The following is a 16187-nucleotide window of genomic DNA, read 5'->3' as shown; positions in this document are numbered from 1 at the left end:
CCAGCAGCAGATTGTTCGCAGCGGGGAGGCCGAACCTTAACGCGTTAGCGGGGGCGGGACAATGGGCTGGGGCCCGTCGATACTGGGTTTTTGCGGGTGGAGCGGTGATTCAGGAGGATGTGGCGCCCAGGCTGGCCTCGGAAAAGGCCTCGGCATGCAGGCTGATCCACTGCGCGGCCAACTGTTGCGCCGCGCTGCTGTCAAGGTCGGCCTGGGCGTGCTCCAGGCAATAATGCTGGATCTGGCAGGCCTGCTCGCCCATGCGTGCACCGAACAGCGCCTGGCTGTCGGTGAAGGCCACACCCACTCGATAGCCCTGGTCAAGCCGTTGGCACCAGGCGACATAACCGGGGTAATGTGCGTCCAGTCCCAGTGAAGGGATCAGTACGTTGACGGCAGTGCCGCGACGGTAAGCGCGTGGCTGGTTGCAGGCGATGCCGCCGAGGCCTTGGGTATAGAGGTGGCGACGAAAAAGGCTGGATGTGGGGCGAAGGGTGAGTTCGACCGGGATGTCATCCGGATGAGGCAGGTATCCGCACATGCTCGACTCCGTGTCGATTATTTGACCTTCTTTGCCCCAGTATAGTGAGGGATCGAAACCCAGCTGATTTACGTGCAAAAAACCGACGAACACACACGAAGGAGAGCAGGCATGCAGCTTTGCAATACTCGCATCGGCATCATTGGCAGCGGGGCCATTGGTGGCTTTTATGGCCTGATGCTGGCCCGTGCCGGCTTCGATGTGCATTTCTTGCTGCGCAGCGAGTACGCCACGGTGCGCGAGCACGGGCTGACACTCGACAGCGCGCTGCACGGCCAGTTGCATCAGCAGGTCCAGGCCTACGCCAGTGCTGCCGACATGCCGCCGTGCGGTTGGCTGCTGGTGGGCGCCAAGGCCACCAGCAATGCTGAGCTGGCGCCGTCGATCGTGCAGGCGGCGGCGCCCGGCGCCAAGGTGGTATTGCTGCAGAACGGCCTGGGGGTGGAAGAGCAGCTGCGCCCGGCACTGCGCCCGGACATGCACTTGCTAGGCGGCCTGTGCTTCATCTGCGTGAATCGCGAACGCCCAGGGGTAATCCGTCATCAGGCTCTGGGTGCGGTCAATCTCGGCTACCACAGTGGGCCGGCGCAAGATGCCGGGTTGGCGGTGGTGGAAGAGGGTGCCGAGCTGTTCCGCGCAGCCGGGATCGACTCGCAGGCCATGCCCGACCTCAACCAGGCGCGCTGGCAGAAGCTGGTGTGGAACGTGCCGTACAACGGTCTCTCGGTGCTGCTCAAGGCCAGCACCACACCGCTGATGAGCGATCCTGACAGTCGGGTGTTGATCCAGGCCTTGATGGCCGAAGTGGTCGAAGGTGCCCGGGCGTGCGGGCAGGTGTTGCCGGATGGCTACGCCGAGCACCTGTTCCGGGTCACCGAGCAGATGCCGGACTACTGGCCGAGCATGTATCACGACCACGCCGCACAGCGGCCGCTGGAGTTGCAGGCTATCTATGCCGAGCCGCTGGCAAGGGCGCATGCCGCCGGTTGCCGACTGCCGCGGATCGAGGCATTGCATCAGGCGCTGGCCTTCATCGACCGACGTAACCGGCAAACTTGAGCACCCCTGCAGCCCGCGCCGGACGGCAAAGCGGCGCCCGGTGGCGCTGCTAAGCTCAACCTTGCTCTGCCGTAGCGGCAGTCGAGGAGGCCGAATGATCCGCACCATGCTGTACGCCACCGACCTCGGTGTGTACGCACCTTTCGTCATGCAGCACGCCCTGGCCCTGGCGCGCACCTTCAACGCAGAGCTGTACGTGATCCACGCAGTCGAGCCCATGGGCCAGTTTGCCGAATCCCTGCTACAGAGTTACCTCGATGAGCAAACCCTGGACGCGCTGCACAGCGAAGGGGTCAACACGGTGATGGCTACTATCGAGCAGCGGGTACTGGAGAATTTTCGTGATGAGCTTGGCGAGGAGGCCGACCTGGCCCTGATAAAGGCGGTGCGGGTACGCCAGGGTGACCCGGCGCAGGTCATCCTTGAACAGGCGCATCGCCTGAGTGTCGACCTGCTGATTTTTGGCAGCCACAGCGCCGGGGCGGGCGTTGGGGTGCCGATTGGTCGCACGGCGGTACGCCTGCTGCAGTTGTCGTCGGTGCCCGTGTACATGGTGCCGCTGGCACAGCACCTTGGACGTAGGAAAACGGAAGGTAGAGAGTAGGTAGTTTCGGGCAAAAGTAACAAAATAGTTCTAGATTTATTTCCCAAGCCACTAATATAGTTATAACTCGTCGCTGCCAGTGCGCCGGTGGCCTACCGTCTTTGAGGGATATCTATGAAGCTTCAACAACTGCGCTACATCTGGGAAGTGGCGCACCATGACCTCAACGTTTCCGCGACGGCGCAAAGCCTGTACACCTCCCAGCCCGGTATCAGCAAACAGATCCGCCTGCTCGAGGACGAGCTGGGTGTCGAAGTCTTCGCCCGCAGCGGCAAGCACCTGACCCGTGTCACGCCGGCCGGTGAACGCATCATCAATACCGCCGGCGAAATCCTGCGCAAGGTCGAGAGCATCAAGCAGATCGCCCAGGAATTTTCCAACGAGAAGAAGGGCACCCTGTCGATCGCCACTACCCACACGCAAGCGCGTTATGCGCTGCCGCCGGTGATCAGCAATTTCATCAAGCAGTACCCTGAAGTTGCCCTGCACATGCACCAGGGCTCGCCGATGCAGATCGCCGAGATGGCTGCCGACGGCACCGTCGATTTCGCCATCGCCACCGAGGCGCTTGAGCTGTTCGGCGACCTGATCATGATGCCGTGCTACAAGTGGAACCGCTGTGTGGTGGTGCCTCAGGGGCACCCGCTGACCAAATTGCCTAAGCTCACCCTGGAAGCGGTGGCCGAGTATCCGATCGTTACCTATGTGTTCGGTTTCACTGGCCGCTCCAAGCTCGACGAAGCCTTCAACCACCGCGGCCTCACGCCCAAAGTGGTGTTCACAGCCGCCGACGCCGACGTGATCAAGACATACGTGCGCCTGGGTCTGGGCGTAGGTATCGTGGCCAAGATGGCGGTCGACCCCAAGCTCGACAGCGACCTGGTGTGCCTGGATGCCAGCGAACTGTTCGAAGCCAGCATTACCAAGATCGGCTTCCGCCGCGGCACGTTCCTGCGCGGCTTCATGTGCGACTTCATCGAGAAGTTCGCCCCGCACCTGACCCGCGAAGTCATGGCCAAGGCCATCCAGTGCCACAACAAGCAGGAACTCGAAGAGCTGTTCGAGGGCGTTGAGCTGCCGGTGCACTGATTCAAAACCGTATGGGGCCGTTTCACGGCCCTTTCGCCGGCAAGCCGGCTCCCACAGGATGGCGCATGGCTTGAAGCTGGCGCGTTCGGGGTGGGAGCTGGCTTGCCAGCGAAAGGGCCGCGAAGCGGCCCCAGTCGTTTATGCCTTGCTGATCAGGTTGCCAGCGTGCAACCCGCACTCCTTCTGGGTCGACTCCTCCCACCACCAGCGCCCCTCGCGCTCGTGCTGGTTGGGCAATACGGGGCGGGTGCACGGCTCGCAGCCAATGCTGATGAAGCCGCGCTCATGCAGGCTGTTGTACGGCAGCTCGAGCATGCGGATATAGCCCCAGACTTCCTCGCTGCTCATCTGTGCCAGCGGGTTGAACTTGTACAGCGTGCGTTCCGGAGTGGAGAAGGCGCCGTCGATCTCTAGGGCTGCCACCTGGCTGCGGGTGCCCGGGCTCTGGTCGCGGCGCTGGCCGGTGGCCCAGGCGCTGACCGTGGCCAGCTTGCGGCGCAGCGGCTCGATCTTGCGGATACCGCAGCATTCGCCGTGGCCGTCCTTGTAGAAGCTGAACAGGCCCTTTTGCTTGACGAAGGGGTCGAGCTTGTCGCGGTCCGGGCTGAGGATTTCGATCGGCAGGTTGTAGTGCTCGCGCACCTGGTCGATGAAGCGGTAGGTTTCCGGGTGCAGGCGCCCGGTGTCGAGGCTGAATACCTTGACCTGCTTGTTCAGTTTCCAGGCCATGTCCACCAGCACCACGTCTTCGGCGCCGCTGAACGAGATCCACAGGTCGTCGCCGAAGTGTTCGAAGGCGAGCTTGAGGATCTCCTGCGGGGACTTGCTGGCATAGGTCGCGGCCAGGGCGGCGACGTCGAAGGGTTGGCTCATCAGGCGGTTTCCATCGTGTGAGTGGCGCTGTGCGCTCGTAGTGAGCTGATGGTAACAAAAAATGGCGGGGTAGACCTGTCGCGCCGCAATCGCGGGCTTGCCCCGCGATGCTTTATAGGCCCTGCAAGGTCTCCATCAGCACCCGCACCTTGGCGATCGACTCTTCGTACTCGGCCTGCCAGTCAGAGTCGGCCACCACCGCGCCGCCGCCCCAGCAACTGACCTGGCCGTCCTTGACCAGCAGGCTGCGAATGGCGATGGAGCTGTCCATCTCGCCGCGCACGTCGATGTACAGCAGCGAGCCGCAATACAGCGCCCGGCGGGCGGGCTCCAGCTCATCGATGATCTGCATCGCCCGGATCTTCGGTGCGCCGGTGATCGAGCCGCCCGGGAAGCTGCCGCCAATCAGGTCGAGTGCGTCGTTGCCGGGTGCCAGGCGCCCGGTGACGCTGCTGACCAGGTGATGGACATTGGGGTAGCTCTCCAGGCTGAACAGCTCTGGCACCTTCACCGAGCCGATCTGGCAGGTGCGGCCGATGTCGTTGCGCAGCAGGTCGACGATCATCAGGTTCTCTGAGCGATCCTTGGGGCTGGCCAGCAATTCGGCAGCGTTGCGCGCATCGGCCTCAGGATCGGCGCTGCGCGGCCGGGTACCCTTGATCGGGCGGGTCTCGACATCGCCCTGGCTGACGCGCATGAAGCGCTCCGGGGAAAAGCTCAGCAGTGCCGTGCCGGCGTCCAGCTGCTGATAGCCGGAAAACGGTGTCGGGCAGGCGGCGCGAAGGGCCTGGTAGGCGTGCCACGGGTCGCCCTGGCAGGGGGCGCGGAAGCGTTGGGTAAGGTTGATCTGGTAACAGTCGCCCGCCTGGATGTACTGCTGGACCTTGTCGAAGGCCGAGCGGTATTGCCCAGGCGACAGATCGCCCGCCATGGGCGCGAGCAGCTTGAATTCGCCGCTGCCGGCCTGGGCGGGTGCTTCGAACAGCTGGACCAGGCGCTGGCGTTCAGCGGCTTGCAGGCTGGGGTGAAACACCAGTTGGCTGGTGCGCGCATGATGGTCGCTGACCAGTGCCCAGGCATACAGGCCGAGCTGCGCTTCCGGCAGCCCCAGGTCGTCGATCGCAAGCGTGGGCAGTTGCTCCAGGCGCCGGCCGAAATCGTAGCTCAGGTAGCCGATCAGGCCGCCGGCGAAGGGCAGTTCCACGCCTTCGGGCAATTGCGCCATTCCCAGTTCCGCCAAGGCACTGCGCAGGCGCTGCAGGTACGCCTGGCCCGATTCTGCCGTTTGCGCTTGCAGTTGCTGCACTGGCCAGGCACTGAGCAGGTCGAAGCGTCCACGTTCGGCGTTGGGGCGGGCACTGTCGAGCAAGATCGCGCCGGGCGCTGCGCGCAGGCGTGCGAAATAGTGCGCGGGGTCGGGCTGGTAGGGCAGGGGATGGAGCGTACAGGTCGGCATCAGAATGGACGGCGATGAAAAAGCGAGGAGGGCGATTGTAGACCTGTGTAGGAAATGCGCCTAGCACTGGTGGCGACATTCACATGTTGTGCAGAGGCGTTGGATAGCATCGTGGGAGCGGGCTTGCCCCGCGATTGGGGTCTTGCCTGGCTGTGCTATCGCGGGGCAAGCCCGCTCCCACGGTTCAACCTGTGTGCACGTGCCCGAACAGGCCTTGCGCCACTTTTACCCGTTCTTCGGCGGTCTCGGTGCGGCCCTCCTTGGCCAACGCCTCGATGTGCGCCTCGATGGCATGGGTGCGCTGGGTCAGGCCGCAGTCGTTGGCGATCTGGATGTTCAGGCCAGGGCGGGCGTTGAGCTCGAGGATCAGCGGGCCCTTGTCCTGGTCCAGCACCATGTCCACGCCGATGTAGCCCAGGCCGCACAGCTCGTAGCAGCTGGCGGCAAGCTTCATGAAACCGTCCCAGTTCGGCAGCTGCACACCGTCAACCGCGTTGGTGGTGTCCGGGTGCTTGCTGATGATCTTGTTCAGCCAGGTGCCGCGCAGCGTCATCCCCGTGGTCAGGTCGACGCCCACGCCGATGGCGCCCTGGTGCAGGTTGGCCTTGCCGCCGGACTGGCGGGTGGGCAGACGCAGCATGGCCATCACCGGGTAGCCCATCAGCACGATGATGCGGATGTCCGGCACGCCCTCGTAGCTGATGCTCTTGAAGATCTGGTCCGGGGTGACCCGGTACTCGATCAGCGCGCGGTCACGGTGCCCGCCCAGCGAGTACAGGCCGGTGAGGATGCTGGAGATCTGATGCTCGATCTCTTCGTGGCTGATGATCTTGCCGGAAACCGTGCGGTAGCGTTCCTCGAAGCGGTCGGCGATCACCAGGATACCGTCGCCGCCGGCACCCTGTGCCGGCTTGATGACGAAGTCGGTGCGCTCGCCGATGATCTCGTGGAGCTTCTCGATCTGCTTCTCGGTCTCGATGATGCCGTACATCTCCGGCACATGGATGCCGGCCGCCAGCGCGCGCTCCTTGGTGATGATCTTGTCGTCGACGATCGGGTACAGGCTGCGCTTGTTGTACTTGAGTACGTAGTCCGCGTTACGCCGGTTGATACCCATGATGCCCCGGGCCTCCAGGGCTTTCCACGTCTTGATCAGGCCGAACATCAGGCGTCAGCCTTCTTCAGGAAAGCCTTGAAGCGCACGAGCTCGGTCAGGCGGTAGCCGCGGTAGCGACCCATCGCCAGCATGAAGCCCACCAGGATCAGCAGTACCGCCGGGAAGGTGAAGACGAAGTAGGTCAGCTCCGGCACGGTCATCAGCAAGTGCGCCAGGGAGGCGGCGAACAGGGTGCCGATGGCCACTTTCATGGCATGGCCGCCGCCGCGCTCTTCCCAGGTGATCGACAGGCGCTCGATGGTCATGGTCAGGATCACCATCGGGAACAGCGCTACCGACAGGCCGCGCTCCAGGCCCAGCTTGTGGCTGAACAGGCTGATGGCGGCGATCAGCACCACGACGAAGGTCAGCACCACCGACAGACGCGGCAGCATCTGCAGCTTCAGGTGTTCAAGATAGGAGCGCAGCGACAGGCCCAGGGCGGTGATCACCGTGAACAGCATGATGCCGAAGCCCAGCTGTGTTTCGCGGAAGGCCAGGGCGATCAGCACCGGCGTGAAGGTGCCCAGGGTCTGGATGCCGATCAGGTTACGCAGCACCAGGATCACCAGCACGCCGATCGGGATCATCACCATGATCATGAAGGTCTGCTGGGTCTGCAGCGGCAGGCCGTACAGCGAGTACTCGAGGAAGTCGGCGTCGGTATTCTCGTCGGTCAGCTTGGCCAGGCGGATGGCGTTCATCTCGCTGTTGTTCATGCTGAAGGTGACGTTGGCCTTCTTGCCGCCATCGACGGTGATCAGGTTGTCGTCACCGGTCCACCACAGCAGGCGGTCGCTGGGCAGGCCCTGCTCGCCGGTGTCCGGGTTGAAGTACAGCCAGTCGTTGCCGTTGAAGCTGCGCAGCCACAGTTCAGGGGTTTGCGGGGTATCGGCCACCAGGCGGATGGTGTGCACTTTCTCCAGCGGCACATGGGCGATGGACAGCAGCAGGTCGATGATCTGCGCCTTTTTCATCGTCGAGGTGTCGCCGGCCAGCAGCAGCTTGACGTTGTCGTCGTTGAGATTGTTGACACGTTTGATGGTCTCGCCGACGAAGGTCTCGACGTCGGCCGAGTGCTGGCGGATCGGCGCCATCAGCGCCTCGGCGGCCAGCTTCTCAGGGCCTTCGATGGCCAGGCTGTCACGGAAGGTCGGGCCTTTGATCTTGGTCTTCTCGGCGCTGTAGCGCTTGGTCAGTACCAGGCGGTAGTACAGCGTCTGGTTGCCGCTGGCGCGGCGTGCCGACCAGGTCACCTTGCGGTTGCCATCGACCCGGTTGACGCTCACCCCGTAGTTGTTGGAGATGAAGCTCTCGTTGAGGCTGACATAGTCACGGTTGAGCGGGGGCACGAACATCTGCACCTTGACCGGGTCCTTGGTGCTGGCGACGAATTCGACCTTGGCGTCGATGTTCCACAGGTCGTCGGTCTCGTCCTCGGTCACCGGGATGCCGAGGAAGAAGATCTGGTAGGCCGTGACCGCAACGCCCAACAACACCAGGACGGTGATCAGGACTTTCAGGTGGAGGGTAAGAGAGCGCATCGGAATTACTCTGCTTTGGTAACTTCGGTGGCACAGGCAGGTTTGCCGGCCGCGTATTTAAGGCTTGGGTCGACCAGCGCATCGAGGTGCTTGAGGGCCTCGGAACCGATCAGCAGCGGGAACTGGAACGCGCTGCGGTCGGTGAGGTTGACCTCGATGGTGCGTTGGGTCTGGCCCATGCAGATATCGAGCTCGATGACCGGGCGGGCCGTGTAGGCCTTGCCGGACTCGGCGTCATAGTCCCCGGCGCGGCGCTTGATCTTGCTGACGCGGGCCAGGGGGCGTTCGATGGGGTGCTTGTGGGCGGCGTCGATCGCCAGATAGAAGCGCACCCAGCTCTCGCCGTTGCGCTTGAAACGCTTGATGTCGCGGGCGCTGAGCGAGGCGGTCTTGGCGCCGGTGTCGAGTTTGGCCGCCACTTCCAGGTCGAGGTCGCCCAGGCGCGCGTATTCGTTCAGGCCATAGACGGTTTTCTCCGCCGCAGGCGCAAGGGCCGGCAGCAGAGTCAGGCAGAGCAGCAATAAAGCGGGTATGGGTCTCATAATCCTGGCGCGGTGCTGTGCGGGGTTCAGGGCAAGGCGACTGGCCAAGCGTCCCTATTGGCCTGCCATCAGCATGAAATGATGACAGGCAGCGTATCCATGCTCCCGAAGGAGCGCGGCATTCTATCACGCCGATGTGTTGACGCCAGCGCACCCGCGATCAGACCCCACCGCGATGCGGTAAGTTCGTTATTAGACAATTGTCGACAATGTTCTTTTTGTCTTTGACTCTTCTGGTCTGTTTAGCTAGTTTTGCCGTCATTGAATGCGAAGGTGTCGACAATCATGCTGGACACAGCCCAAGCCACCCCAATCCTGCAGGACGAGACCGAGACCCTCTCGGAAAACGTCTTCCGGCGCATCCAGGCGGCCATCGTCAAAGGCGAAATCGCCCCCGGCAGCAAGATCTCCGAGCCGGAACTGGCGCGCACCTATGGCATCAGCCGCGGCCCGCTGCGCGAGGCGATTCACCGGCTGGAGGGCCAACGCCTGCTGGTGCGGGTGCCGCACGTCGGTGCGCGGGTGGTGTCGCTCGGGCATGCCGAACTGATCGAACTCTACGAAATCCGCGAGTCGCTCGAAGGCATGGCCTGCCGGCTGGCCGCCGAGCGCATGAGCCAGGCCGCGATCGACGAACTACGCGAAGTGCTCGACACCCATGAGCGCGACGCCGCGTTTCAGGCCGGGCAGGGCTACTACCAGCAGGAAGGCGATCACGACTTCCACTACCGGATCATCCAGGGCAGCGGCAACCAGACCCTCTACAAGATGCTCTGCGGCGAGCTCTATCAACTGGTGCGCATGTACCGCCTCCAGTTCTCGACCACGCCCAATCGGCCACGCCAGGCCTTTGCCGAGCACCACCGCATTCTCGACGCCATCGAAGCCCGCGACGGCGAACTCGCAGAACTCCTGATGCGTCGCCACATCGGCGCGTCCAAACGCAATATCGAGCGTCACTACCAAGGCGCCGACAACAATAGCCCACGAGGTGAGTCATGACAGTGAAGAGCACGCCCGGTCAGCGTTTCCGTGACGCGGTTGCCGCCGAACATCCGCTGCAGGTGGTCGGGACCATCAACGCCAACCACGCTCTGCTGGCCAAGCGCGCCGGCTTCAAGGCCATCTACCTGTCCGGTGGCGGTGTCGCCGCCGGGTCCCTGGGCCTTCCGGACCTGGGCATCAGCAACCTGGACGATGTGCTCACCGACGTGCGCCGCATCACCGACGTGTGCGACCTGCCGCTGCTGGTGGATGTCGACACCGGTTTCGGTGCCTCGGCCTTCAACGTTGCCCGCACCGTCAAGTCGATGAGCAAGTTCGGCGCCGCCGCCATCCATATCGAAGACCAGGTCGGCGCCAAGCGCTGTGGCCACCGGCCGAACAAGGAGATCGTTTCCCAGCAGGAGATGGTCGACCGCATCAAGGCCGCGGTGGATGCGCGCACCGATGACAGCTTCGTGATCATGGCGCGTACCGACGCCCTGGCGGTGGAAGGCCTGAACGCAGCCCTGGACCGTGCCGCCGCCTGCATCGAGGCCGGCGCCGACATGATCTTCCCGGAAGCCATCACTGAACTGTCGATGTACAAGACCTTCGCCGACCGGGTGAAAGCCCCGATCCTGGCCAACATCACCGAATTCGGCGCGACGCCGCTGTACACCACCGAAGAGCTGGCCTCGGTGGACGTGTCGCTGGTGCTGTACCCGCTGTCGGCCTTCCGTGCCATGAACAAGGCTGCCGAGAACGTCTACACCGCCCTGCGCCGCGACGGCACGCAGAAGAACGTGGTCGACACCATGCAGACCCGCATGGAGCTCTACGATGCCATCGGCTACCACGCCTTCGAGCAGAGCCTCGATGCGTTGTTCGCCCAGAAAAAAGGTTAAGGCCGTGAGGGCCTCATCGCTGGCAAGCCAGCTCCCACAGGATTGCGCAAGCCTGCTTTTGGTGGGAGCCGGCTTGCCGGCGATGGGCCGGTATAGCCACCCGAATTAGCCAGAAAGACCTCGATAACAAATTCAAGAAAGGAGAAACACCATGGCCGAAGCAAAAGTACTCAGTGGCGCAGGCCTGCGTGGCCAGGTGGCCGGGCAGACCGCCCTGTCGACCGTCGGCCAGGCCGGCGCCGGCCTGACCTACCGCGGCTATGACGTGCGCGACCTGGCCGCCGGCGCCGAGTTCGAGGAAGTCGCCTACCTGCTGCTGTACGGCGAGCTGCCGAGCAAGGCCGAGCTGGCCGACTACAAGCGCAAGCTCAAGGGCCTGCGCGACCTGCCGCAGGCGCTCAAGGAAGTGCTCGAACGCATTCCGCGCGACGCCCACCCGATGGACGTGATGCGCACCGGCTGCTCGGTGCTCGGTACCCTGGAGCCGGAGCTGACCTTCGATGCCCAGCACGACAAGACCGACCGCCTGCTGGCGCTGTTCCCGGCAGTGATGTGCTACTGGTACCGCTTCACCCATCACGGCGTGCGCATCGACTGCAGCAGCGACGAAGACACCATTGGCGGCCACTTCCTGCACCTGCTGCACGGCAAGAAGCCAAGCGCGCTGCACGTCAAGGTGATGAACGTCTCGCTGATCCTGTATGCCGAGCACGAGTTCAACGCCTCGACCTTCACCGCCCGGGTCTGTGCCTCGACCCTGTCGGACCTGTATTCCTGCATCACTGCCGCCATCGGCTCGCTGCGTGGCCCGCTGCACGGTGGCGCCAACGAAGCGGCAATGGAGCTGATCGAGCGCTTCCAGAGCCCGCAGGAAGCTACCGCCGAGCTGCTGCGCATGCTCGAGCGCAAGGACAAGATCATGGGCTTCGGCCACGCCATCTACAAAGAGTCCGACCCGCGCAACGAGGTGATCAAGGGCTGGTCGAAACAGCTGGCTGACGAAGTGGGTGACAAGGTGCTGTACCCGGTCTCCGAAGCGATCGACAAGACCATGTGGGAGCAGAAGCGCCTGTTCCCCAACGCCGACTTCTACCATGCCTCGGCGTACCACTTCATGGGCATCCCGACCAAGCTGTTCACTCCGATCTTCGTCTGCTCGCGCCTGACCGGCTGGGCCGCGCACGTATTCGAGCAGCGCGCCAATAACCGCATCATCCGCCCGAGCGCCGAATACACCGGCGTCGAGCAGCGCCAGTTCGTGCCGATCGAACAGCGTTGAGGAATAGATCGCTGGGGCTGCTGCGCAGCCCTTTCGCGACACAAGGCCGCTCCTACAGGTGCGGCGCAGTCCTTGTAGGAGCGGCCTTGTGTCGCGAAAGGGGCGCGTAGCGCCCCCGAGGCCAGACCTGCTTACTGAATACCGTGACCGAGCCAGATAACGATATGAACAGCGCATTCCGCAAGTCCCTGCCAGGCACCGCCCTGGACTACTACGACGCCCGCGCCGCGGTCGAGGCAATCAAGCCCGGCGCCTACGATGGCCTGCCGTATACCTCCCGCGTACTGGCCGAAAACCTCGTACGCCGCTGTGATCCGGCCACCCTCGATGCATCGCTCGAACAGCTGATCGAACGCAAGCGCGACCTCGATTTCCCCTGGTTCCCGGCCCGCGTGGTGTGCCACGACATCCTCGGCCAGACCGCGCTGGTGGACCTGGCCGGCCTGCGCGACGCCATCGCCGACAAGGGCGGCGACCCCGCCGCAGTCAACCCGGTGGTGCCGGTACAGCTGATCGTCGACCACTCGCTGGCGGTGGAGTGCGGCGGCTTCGACCCGCAGGCCTTCGAGAAGAACCGCGCCATCGAAGACCGACGCAACGAAGACCGCTTCCACTTCATCAACTGGACCAAGAAGGCGTTCAAGAACGTCGACGTGATCCAGCCGGGCAACGGCATCATGCACCAGATCAACCTGGAGAAGATGTCGCCGGTGATCCACAGCGAACGTGGCGTGGCCTACCCGGACACCTGCGTCGGCACCGACAGCCACACCCCGCACGTCGACGCCCTGGGCGTGATCGCCATCGGCGTCGGTGGCCTGGAGGCCGAGAACGTGATGCTCGGTCGCGCCTCGTGGATGCGCCTGCCGGAAATCGTCGGCGTCGAACTGACCGGTCGCCTGGCGCCGAACATCACCGCCACCGACCTGGTGCTGGCGCTGACCGAGTTCCTGCGCAAGCAGAAGGTGGTGGGTGCCTACCTCGAGTTCCATGGTGTGGGGGCCAGCGCGCTGACCCTGGGCGACCGTGCCACCATCTCCAACATGGCCCCGGAATACGGCGCCACCGCGGCGATGTTCGCCATCGACCAGCAGACCATCGACTACCTCAAGCTCACCGGCCGCGATGAGCAGCAGGTGCAGTTGGTCGAGACCTACGCCAAGGCCGCCGGCCTGTGGGCCGACAGCCTGGCCAAGGCCGAGTACGAGCGCACCCTGAGCTTCGACCTGTCGAGCGTGGTGCGCAACATGGCCGGCCCGTCCAACCCGCACGCCCGGGTAGCCACCAGCGACCTGGCGGCCAAGGGCATTGCCGGGCAGTGGCAGGAAGTGCCGGGGCAAATGCCGGACGGCGCGGTGATCATCGCCGCCATCACCAGCTGCACCAACACCAGCAACCCGCGCAACGTGATCGCCGCGGGCCTGCTGGCGCGCAACGCCAACAAGCTCGGCCTGGCCCGCAAGCCATGGGTCAAGTCGTCGCTGGCGCCGGGCTCCAAGACCGTGCAGCTGTACCTCAAGGAGGCCGGGCTCGAGCAGGAGCTGGAGCAGTTGGGCTTTGGTGTCGTCGCCTTCGCCTGCACCACCTGCAACGGCATGTCCGGTGCACTGGACCCGGTGATCCAGCAGGAGATCATCGACCGCGACCTGTACGCCACCGCCGTGCTGTCGGGCAACCGCAACTTCGACGGGCGTATCCACCCGTACGCCAAGCAGGCTTTCCTCGCCTCGCCGCCGCTGGTGGTGGCCTACGCCATCGCCGGCACCATCCGCTTCGATATCGAGAAGGATGTGCTGGGCGTGGTGGACGGCAAGGAAATCCGCCTGAAGGACATCTGGCCGAGCGACGAGGAAATCGACGCCGTAGTACGTGCTTCGGTCAAGCCGGAGCAGTTCCGCCAGGTGTACATCCCGATGTTCACCATCGAGGAGGACAAGGGGCCGAAGGTCGCGCCGCTGTACGACTGGCGCCCGATGAGCACCTACATTCGCCGCCCGCCTTACTGGGAAGGCGCCCTGGCCGGTGAGCGCACCCTGCGCGGCATGCGCCCGCTGGCGGTGCTGCCGGACAACATCACCACCGACCACCTGTCGCCGTCCAACGCCATCATGCTCGACAGCGCCGCGGGTGAGTACCTGGCGAAGATGGGCCTGCCGGAAGAAGACTTCAACTCCTACGCCACCCACCGTGGCGACCACCTGACCGCCCAGCGCGCCACCTTCGCCAACCCCAAGCTATTCAACGAGATGGTGCGCAAGGACGACGGCAGCGTGAAGCAGGGTTCGCTGGCGCGCATCGAGCCGGAAGGCAAGGTGACCCGTATGTGGGAAGCCATCGAAACCTACATGCAGCGCAAGCAGCCGTTGATCATCGTCGCCGGTGCCGACTACGGCCAGGGTTCGTCCCGTGACTGGGCGGCCAAGGGCGTGCGCCTGGCGGGGGTCGAGGCGATCGTCGCCGAAGGCTTCGAGCGTATCCACCGCACCAACCTGGTGGGCATGGGTGTGCTGCCGCTGGAGTTCAAGCCAGGGACCGACCGCAAGACCCTGGGGCTCGATGGTAGCGAGGTCTATGACGTGCTCGGTGAGCGCAAGCCACGCGCCACGCTGACCCTGGTGGTCACGCGGCGCAATGGTGAGCGTGTCGAGGTGCCGGTGACCTGCCGCCTGGATACCGCCGAAGAAGTGTCGATCTACGAGGCGGGCGGGGTGCTGCAGCGCTTTGCCCAGGACTTCCTGGAAGGCACGGCCTAACAGGAGCAGCATGGCCCCTGTGGGAGCGGGTTTACCCGCGAATGCGTCGGCAGGATCAACATCATTGCTTGATCAAACGCCTTCGCGGGTAAACCCGCTCCCACAGGGTGTCGTGCAAGACAGGAATTGACCATGACACATGTACCGCAAATCAGAATCCCCGCCACCTACATCCGTGGCGGCACCAGCAAAGGCGTGTTCTTCCGCCTGCAGGACCTGCCCGAACAGGCGCAGATCCCAGGCCCCGCCCGCGATGCCTTGCTGCTGCGGGTGATCGGCAGCCCCGACCCCTACGGCAAGCAGATCGACGGCATGGGCGGCGCGACGTCCAGCACCAGCAAGACCGTAATCCTGTCGAAAAGCATCAAGCCCGACCATGATGTCGACTACCTGTTCGGCCAGGTGTCGATCGACAAGGCCTTCGTCGACTGGAGCGGCAACTGCGGCAACCTCTCGGCTGCGGTCGGTTCGTTCGCCATCAGCGGCGGCCTGGTCGACCCCGCGCGGGTGCCACGCAACGGTGTCGCCACCGTGCGCATCTGGCAGGCCAACATCGGCAAGACCATCATCGCCCATGTGCCGATCACCGAGGGTGAGGTACAGGAAACCGGTGATTTCGAACTCGACGGCGTGACCTTCCCGGCCGCCGAGGTGCAGCTGGAGTTCCTCGATCCGGCCGCCGACGAGGACGGTGACGGCGGGGCGATGTTCCCCACCGGCAATCTGGTCGACGACCTTGACGTACCGGGTGTCGGCACCTTCAAGGCAACCCTGATCAACGCCGGCATCCCGACCATCTTCATAAATGCCGCCGACCTCGATTACACCGGCACCGAACTTCAGGACGCGATCAACGGTGACGTCGCTGCACTGGCGTGGTTCGAGACCATTCGCGCCCACGGCGCGGTGCGCATGGGGCTGATCGAACATATCGACCAGGCTGCCGGGCGTCAGCACACCCCCAAGGTCGCGTTCGTCGCGCCGCCAACCACCTACACTGCTTCCAGCGGCAAAGTGGTCAATGCGGGCGATGTCGATTTGCTGGTGCGCGCCCTGTCCATGGGCAAGTTGCACCACGCCATGATGGGCACCGCGGCGGTGGCCATTGGCACGGCCGCGGCGATCCCCGGGACCCTGGTCAACCTTGCCGCAGGCGGTGGCGAACGAAGTGCGGTGCGCTTCGGTCATCCGTCCGGGACATTGCGCGTGGGAGCACAAGCCCGCCAGGTGGACGGGCAATGGACCGTGACCAAAGCAATCATGAGCCGCAGTGCTCGGGTGCTGATGGAGGGCTGGGTGCGCGTGCCTGGCGACAGCTTCTAACGCACTATCAGCGCTCGGCCTTACTGTCCCATAGCGGGGGGAAACCACACCCACGAACAAAACACAGGGGATGTGGTGT

At 64.1% G+C, this 16187-nt stretch carries 14 protein-coding genes; 8 read left to right on the top strand and 6 right to left on the bottom strand.

The window, feature by feature from the left end:
• Positions 1-109: 109 nt before the first annotated feature.
• Positions 110-541, bottom strand: coding sequence for a PilZ domain-containing protein (locus tag ABE459_RS05660; RefSeq protein WP_323830579.1), 432 nt, complete (start codon positions 539-541; stop codon positions 110-112).
• 111 nt (positions 542-652) lie between these two features.
• Here ABE459_RS05660 and ABE459_RS05655 point away from each other — a divergent pair, with 111 nt between their 5' ends.
• From ABE459_RS05655 to cysB, 3 genes are all read left to right on the top strand, one after another.
• Positions 653-1600 carry a putative 2-dehydropantoate 2-reductase gene (locus ABE459_RS05655; protein WP_323830580.1) on the top strand — a complete coding sequence of 316 codons (948 nt, stop codon included), beginning with the start codon at positions 653-655 and terminating at the stop codon, positions 1598-1600.
• A gap of 94 nt (positions 1601-1694) precedes the next feature.
• Entirely contained in the window at positions 1695-2204 is a 510-nt protein-coding gene (locus ABE459_RS05650; RefSeq protein WP_125463485.1) for a universal stress protein, read from the top strand.
• 114 nt (positions 2205-2318) lie between these two features.
• The gene (gene cysB, locus ABE459_RS05645; RefSeq protein WP_011533140.1) at positions 2319-3293 is read left to right on the top strand and encodes an HTH-type transcriptional regulator CysB; all 975 of its coding nucleotides are present in this window, start codon (positions 2319-2321) and stop codon (positions 3291-3293) included.
• A gap of 138 nt (positions 3294-3431) precedes the next feature.
• On the opposite strand, the gene ABE459_RS05640 is transcribed toward cysB, so the two are convergent.
• The 5 genes from ABE459_RS05640 to ABE459_RS05620 all read right to left on the bottom strand — a co-directional run bounded on the left by ABE459_RS05640 (position 3432) and on the right by ABE459_RS05620 (position 8864).
• Positions 3432-4166 (bottom strand): phosphoadenylyl-sulfate reductase, encoded by a 735-nt coding sequence (locus tag ABE459_RS05640; protein WP_110994204.1) that lies wholly within the window; start codon positions 4164-4166, stop codon positions 3432-3434.
• 112 nt (positions 4167-4278) lie between these two features.
• Complete coding sequence (pabB, locus tag ABE459_RS05635) at positions 4279-5622, bottom strand: aminodeoxychorismate synthase component I (protein WP_323830581.1); 1344 nt, start codon at positions 5620-5622, stop codon at positions 4279-4281.
• 184 nt (positions 5623-5806) lie between these two features.
• Positions 5807-6787 (bottom strand): alpha-L-glutamate ligase-like protein, encoded by a 981-nt coding sequence (locus ABE459_RS05630; RefSeq protein WP_125858136.1) that lies wholly within the window; start codon positions 6785-6787, stop codon positions 5807-5809.
• On the bottom strand, positions 6787-8322 hold the full coding sequence (locus ABE459_RS05625) for an inactive transglutaminase family protein (protein WP_125463489.1): 1536 nt from the start codon (positions 8320-8322) through the stop codon (positions 6787-6789). The genes ABE459_RS05630 and ABE459_RS05625 overlap by 1 nt, the downstream gene beginning before the upstream one ends.
• Before the next feature lie 5 nt (positions 8323-8327).
• Positions 8328-8864 (bottom strand): ATP-dependent zinc protease, encoded by a 537-nt coding sequence (locus ABE459_RS05620; RefSeq protein ID WP_125463490.1) that lies wholly within the window; start codon positions 8862-8864, stop codon positions 8328-8330.
• 285 nt (positions 8865-9149) lie between these two features.
• On the opposite strand from ABE459_RS05620, the gene ABE459_RS05615 reads away from it, so the two are divergent.
• From ABE459_RS05615 to prpF, 5 genes are all read left to right on the top strand, one after another.
• The gene (locus ABE459_RS05615) at positions 9150-9866 is read left to right on the top strand and encodes a GntR family transcriptional regulator (RefSeq protein ID WP_125463491.1); all 717 of its coding nucleotides are present in this window, start codon (positions 9150-9152) and stop codon (positions 9864-9866) included.
• Positions 9863-10753: a methylisocitrate lyase gene (prpB, locus tag ABE459_RS05610; RefSeq protein ID WP_125858137.1), complete on the top strand. Its 891-nt coding sequence runs from the start codon at positions 9863-9865 to the stop codon at positions 10751-10753. Before ABE459_RS05615 ends, prpB begins: the two co-directional genes overlap by 4 nt.
• A gap of 151 nt (positions 10754-10904) precedes the next feature.
• Positions 10905-12032: a 2-methylcitrate synthase gene (gene prpC, locus ABE459_RS05605; RefSeq protein ID WP_110994211.1), complete on the top strand. Its 1128-nt coding sequence runs from the start codon at positions 10905-10907 to the stop codon at positions 12030-12032.
• A gap of 164 nt (positions 12033-12196) precedes the next feature.
• Complete coding sequence (gene acnD / locus ABE459_RS05600) at positions 12197-14785, top strand: Fe/S-dependent 2-methylisocitrate dehydratase AcnD (RefSeq protein WP_125463493.1); 2589 nt, start codon at positions 12197-12199, stop codon at positions 14783-14785.
• Positions 14786-14917: 132 nt separating this feature from the next.
• The gene (gene prpF / locus ABE459_RS05595; RefSeq protein ID WP_323830582.1) at positions 14918-16108 is read left to right on the top strand and encodes a 2-methylaconitate cis-trans isomerase PrpF; all 1191 of its coding nucleotides are present in this window, start codon (positions 14918-14920) and stop codon (positions 16106-16108) included.
• The last annotated feature ends 79 nt before the right edge of the window (positions 16109-16187 follow it).

Source organism: Pseudomonas sp. TWI923 (genome assembly GCF_039673365.1).
Taxonomy (GTDB): domain Bacteria; phylum Pseudomonadota; class Gammaproteobacteria; order Pseudomonadales; family Pseudomonadaceae; genus Aquipseudomonas; species Aquipseudomonas sichuanensis.
Note: the sequence above shows the minus strand (reverse complement) of the source record. Positions and strands in the feature narration are given on the sequence as shown.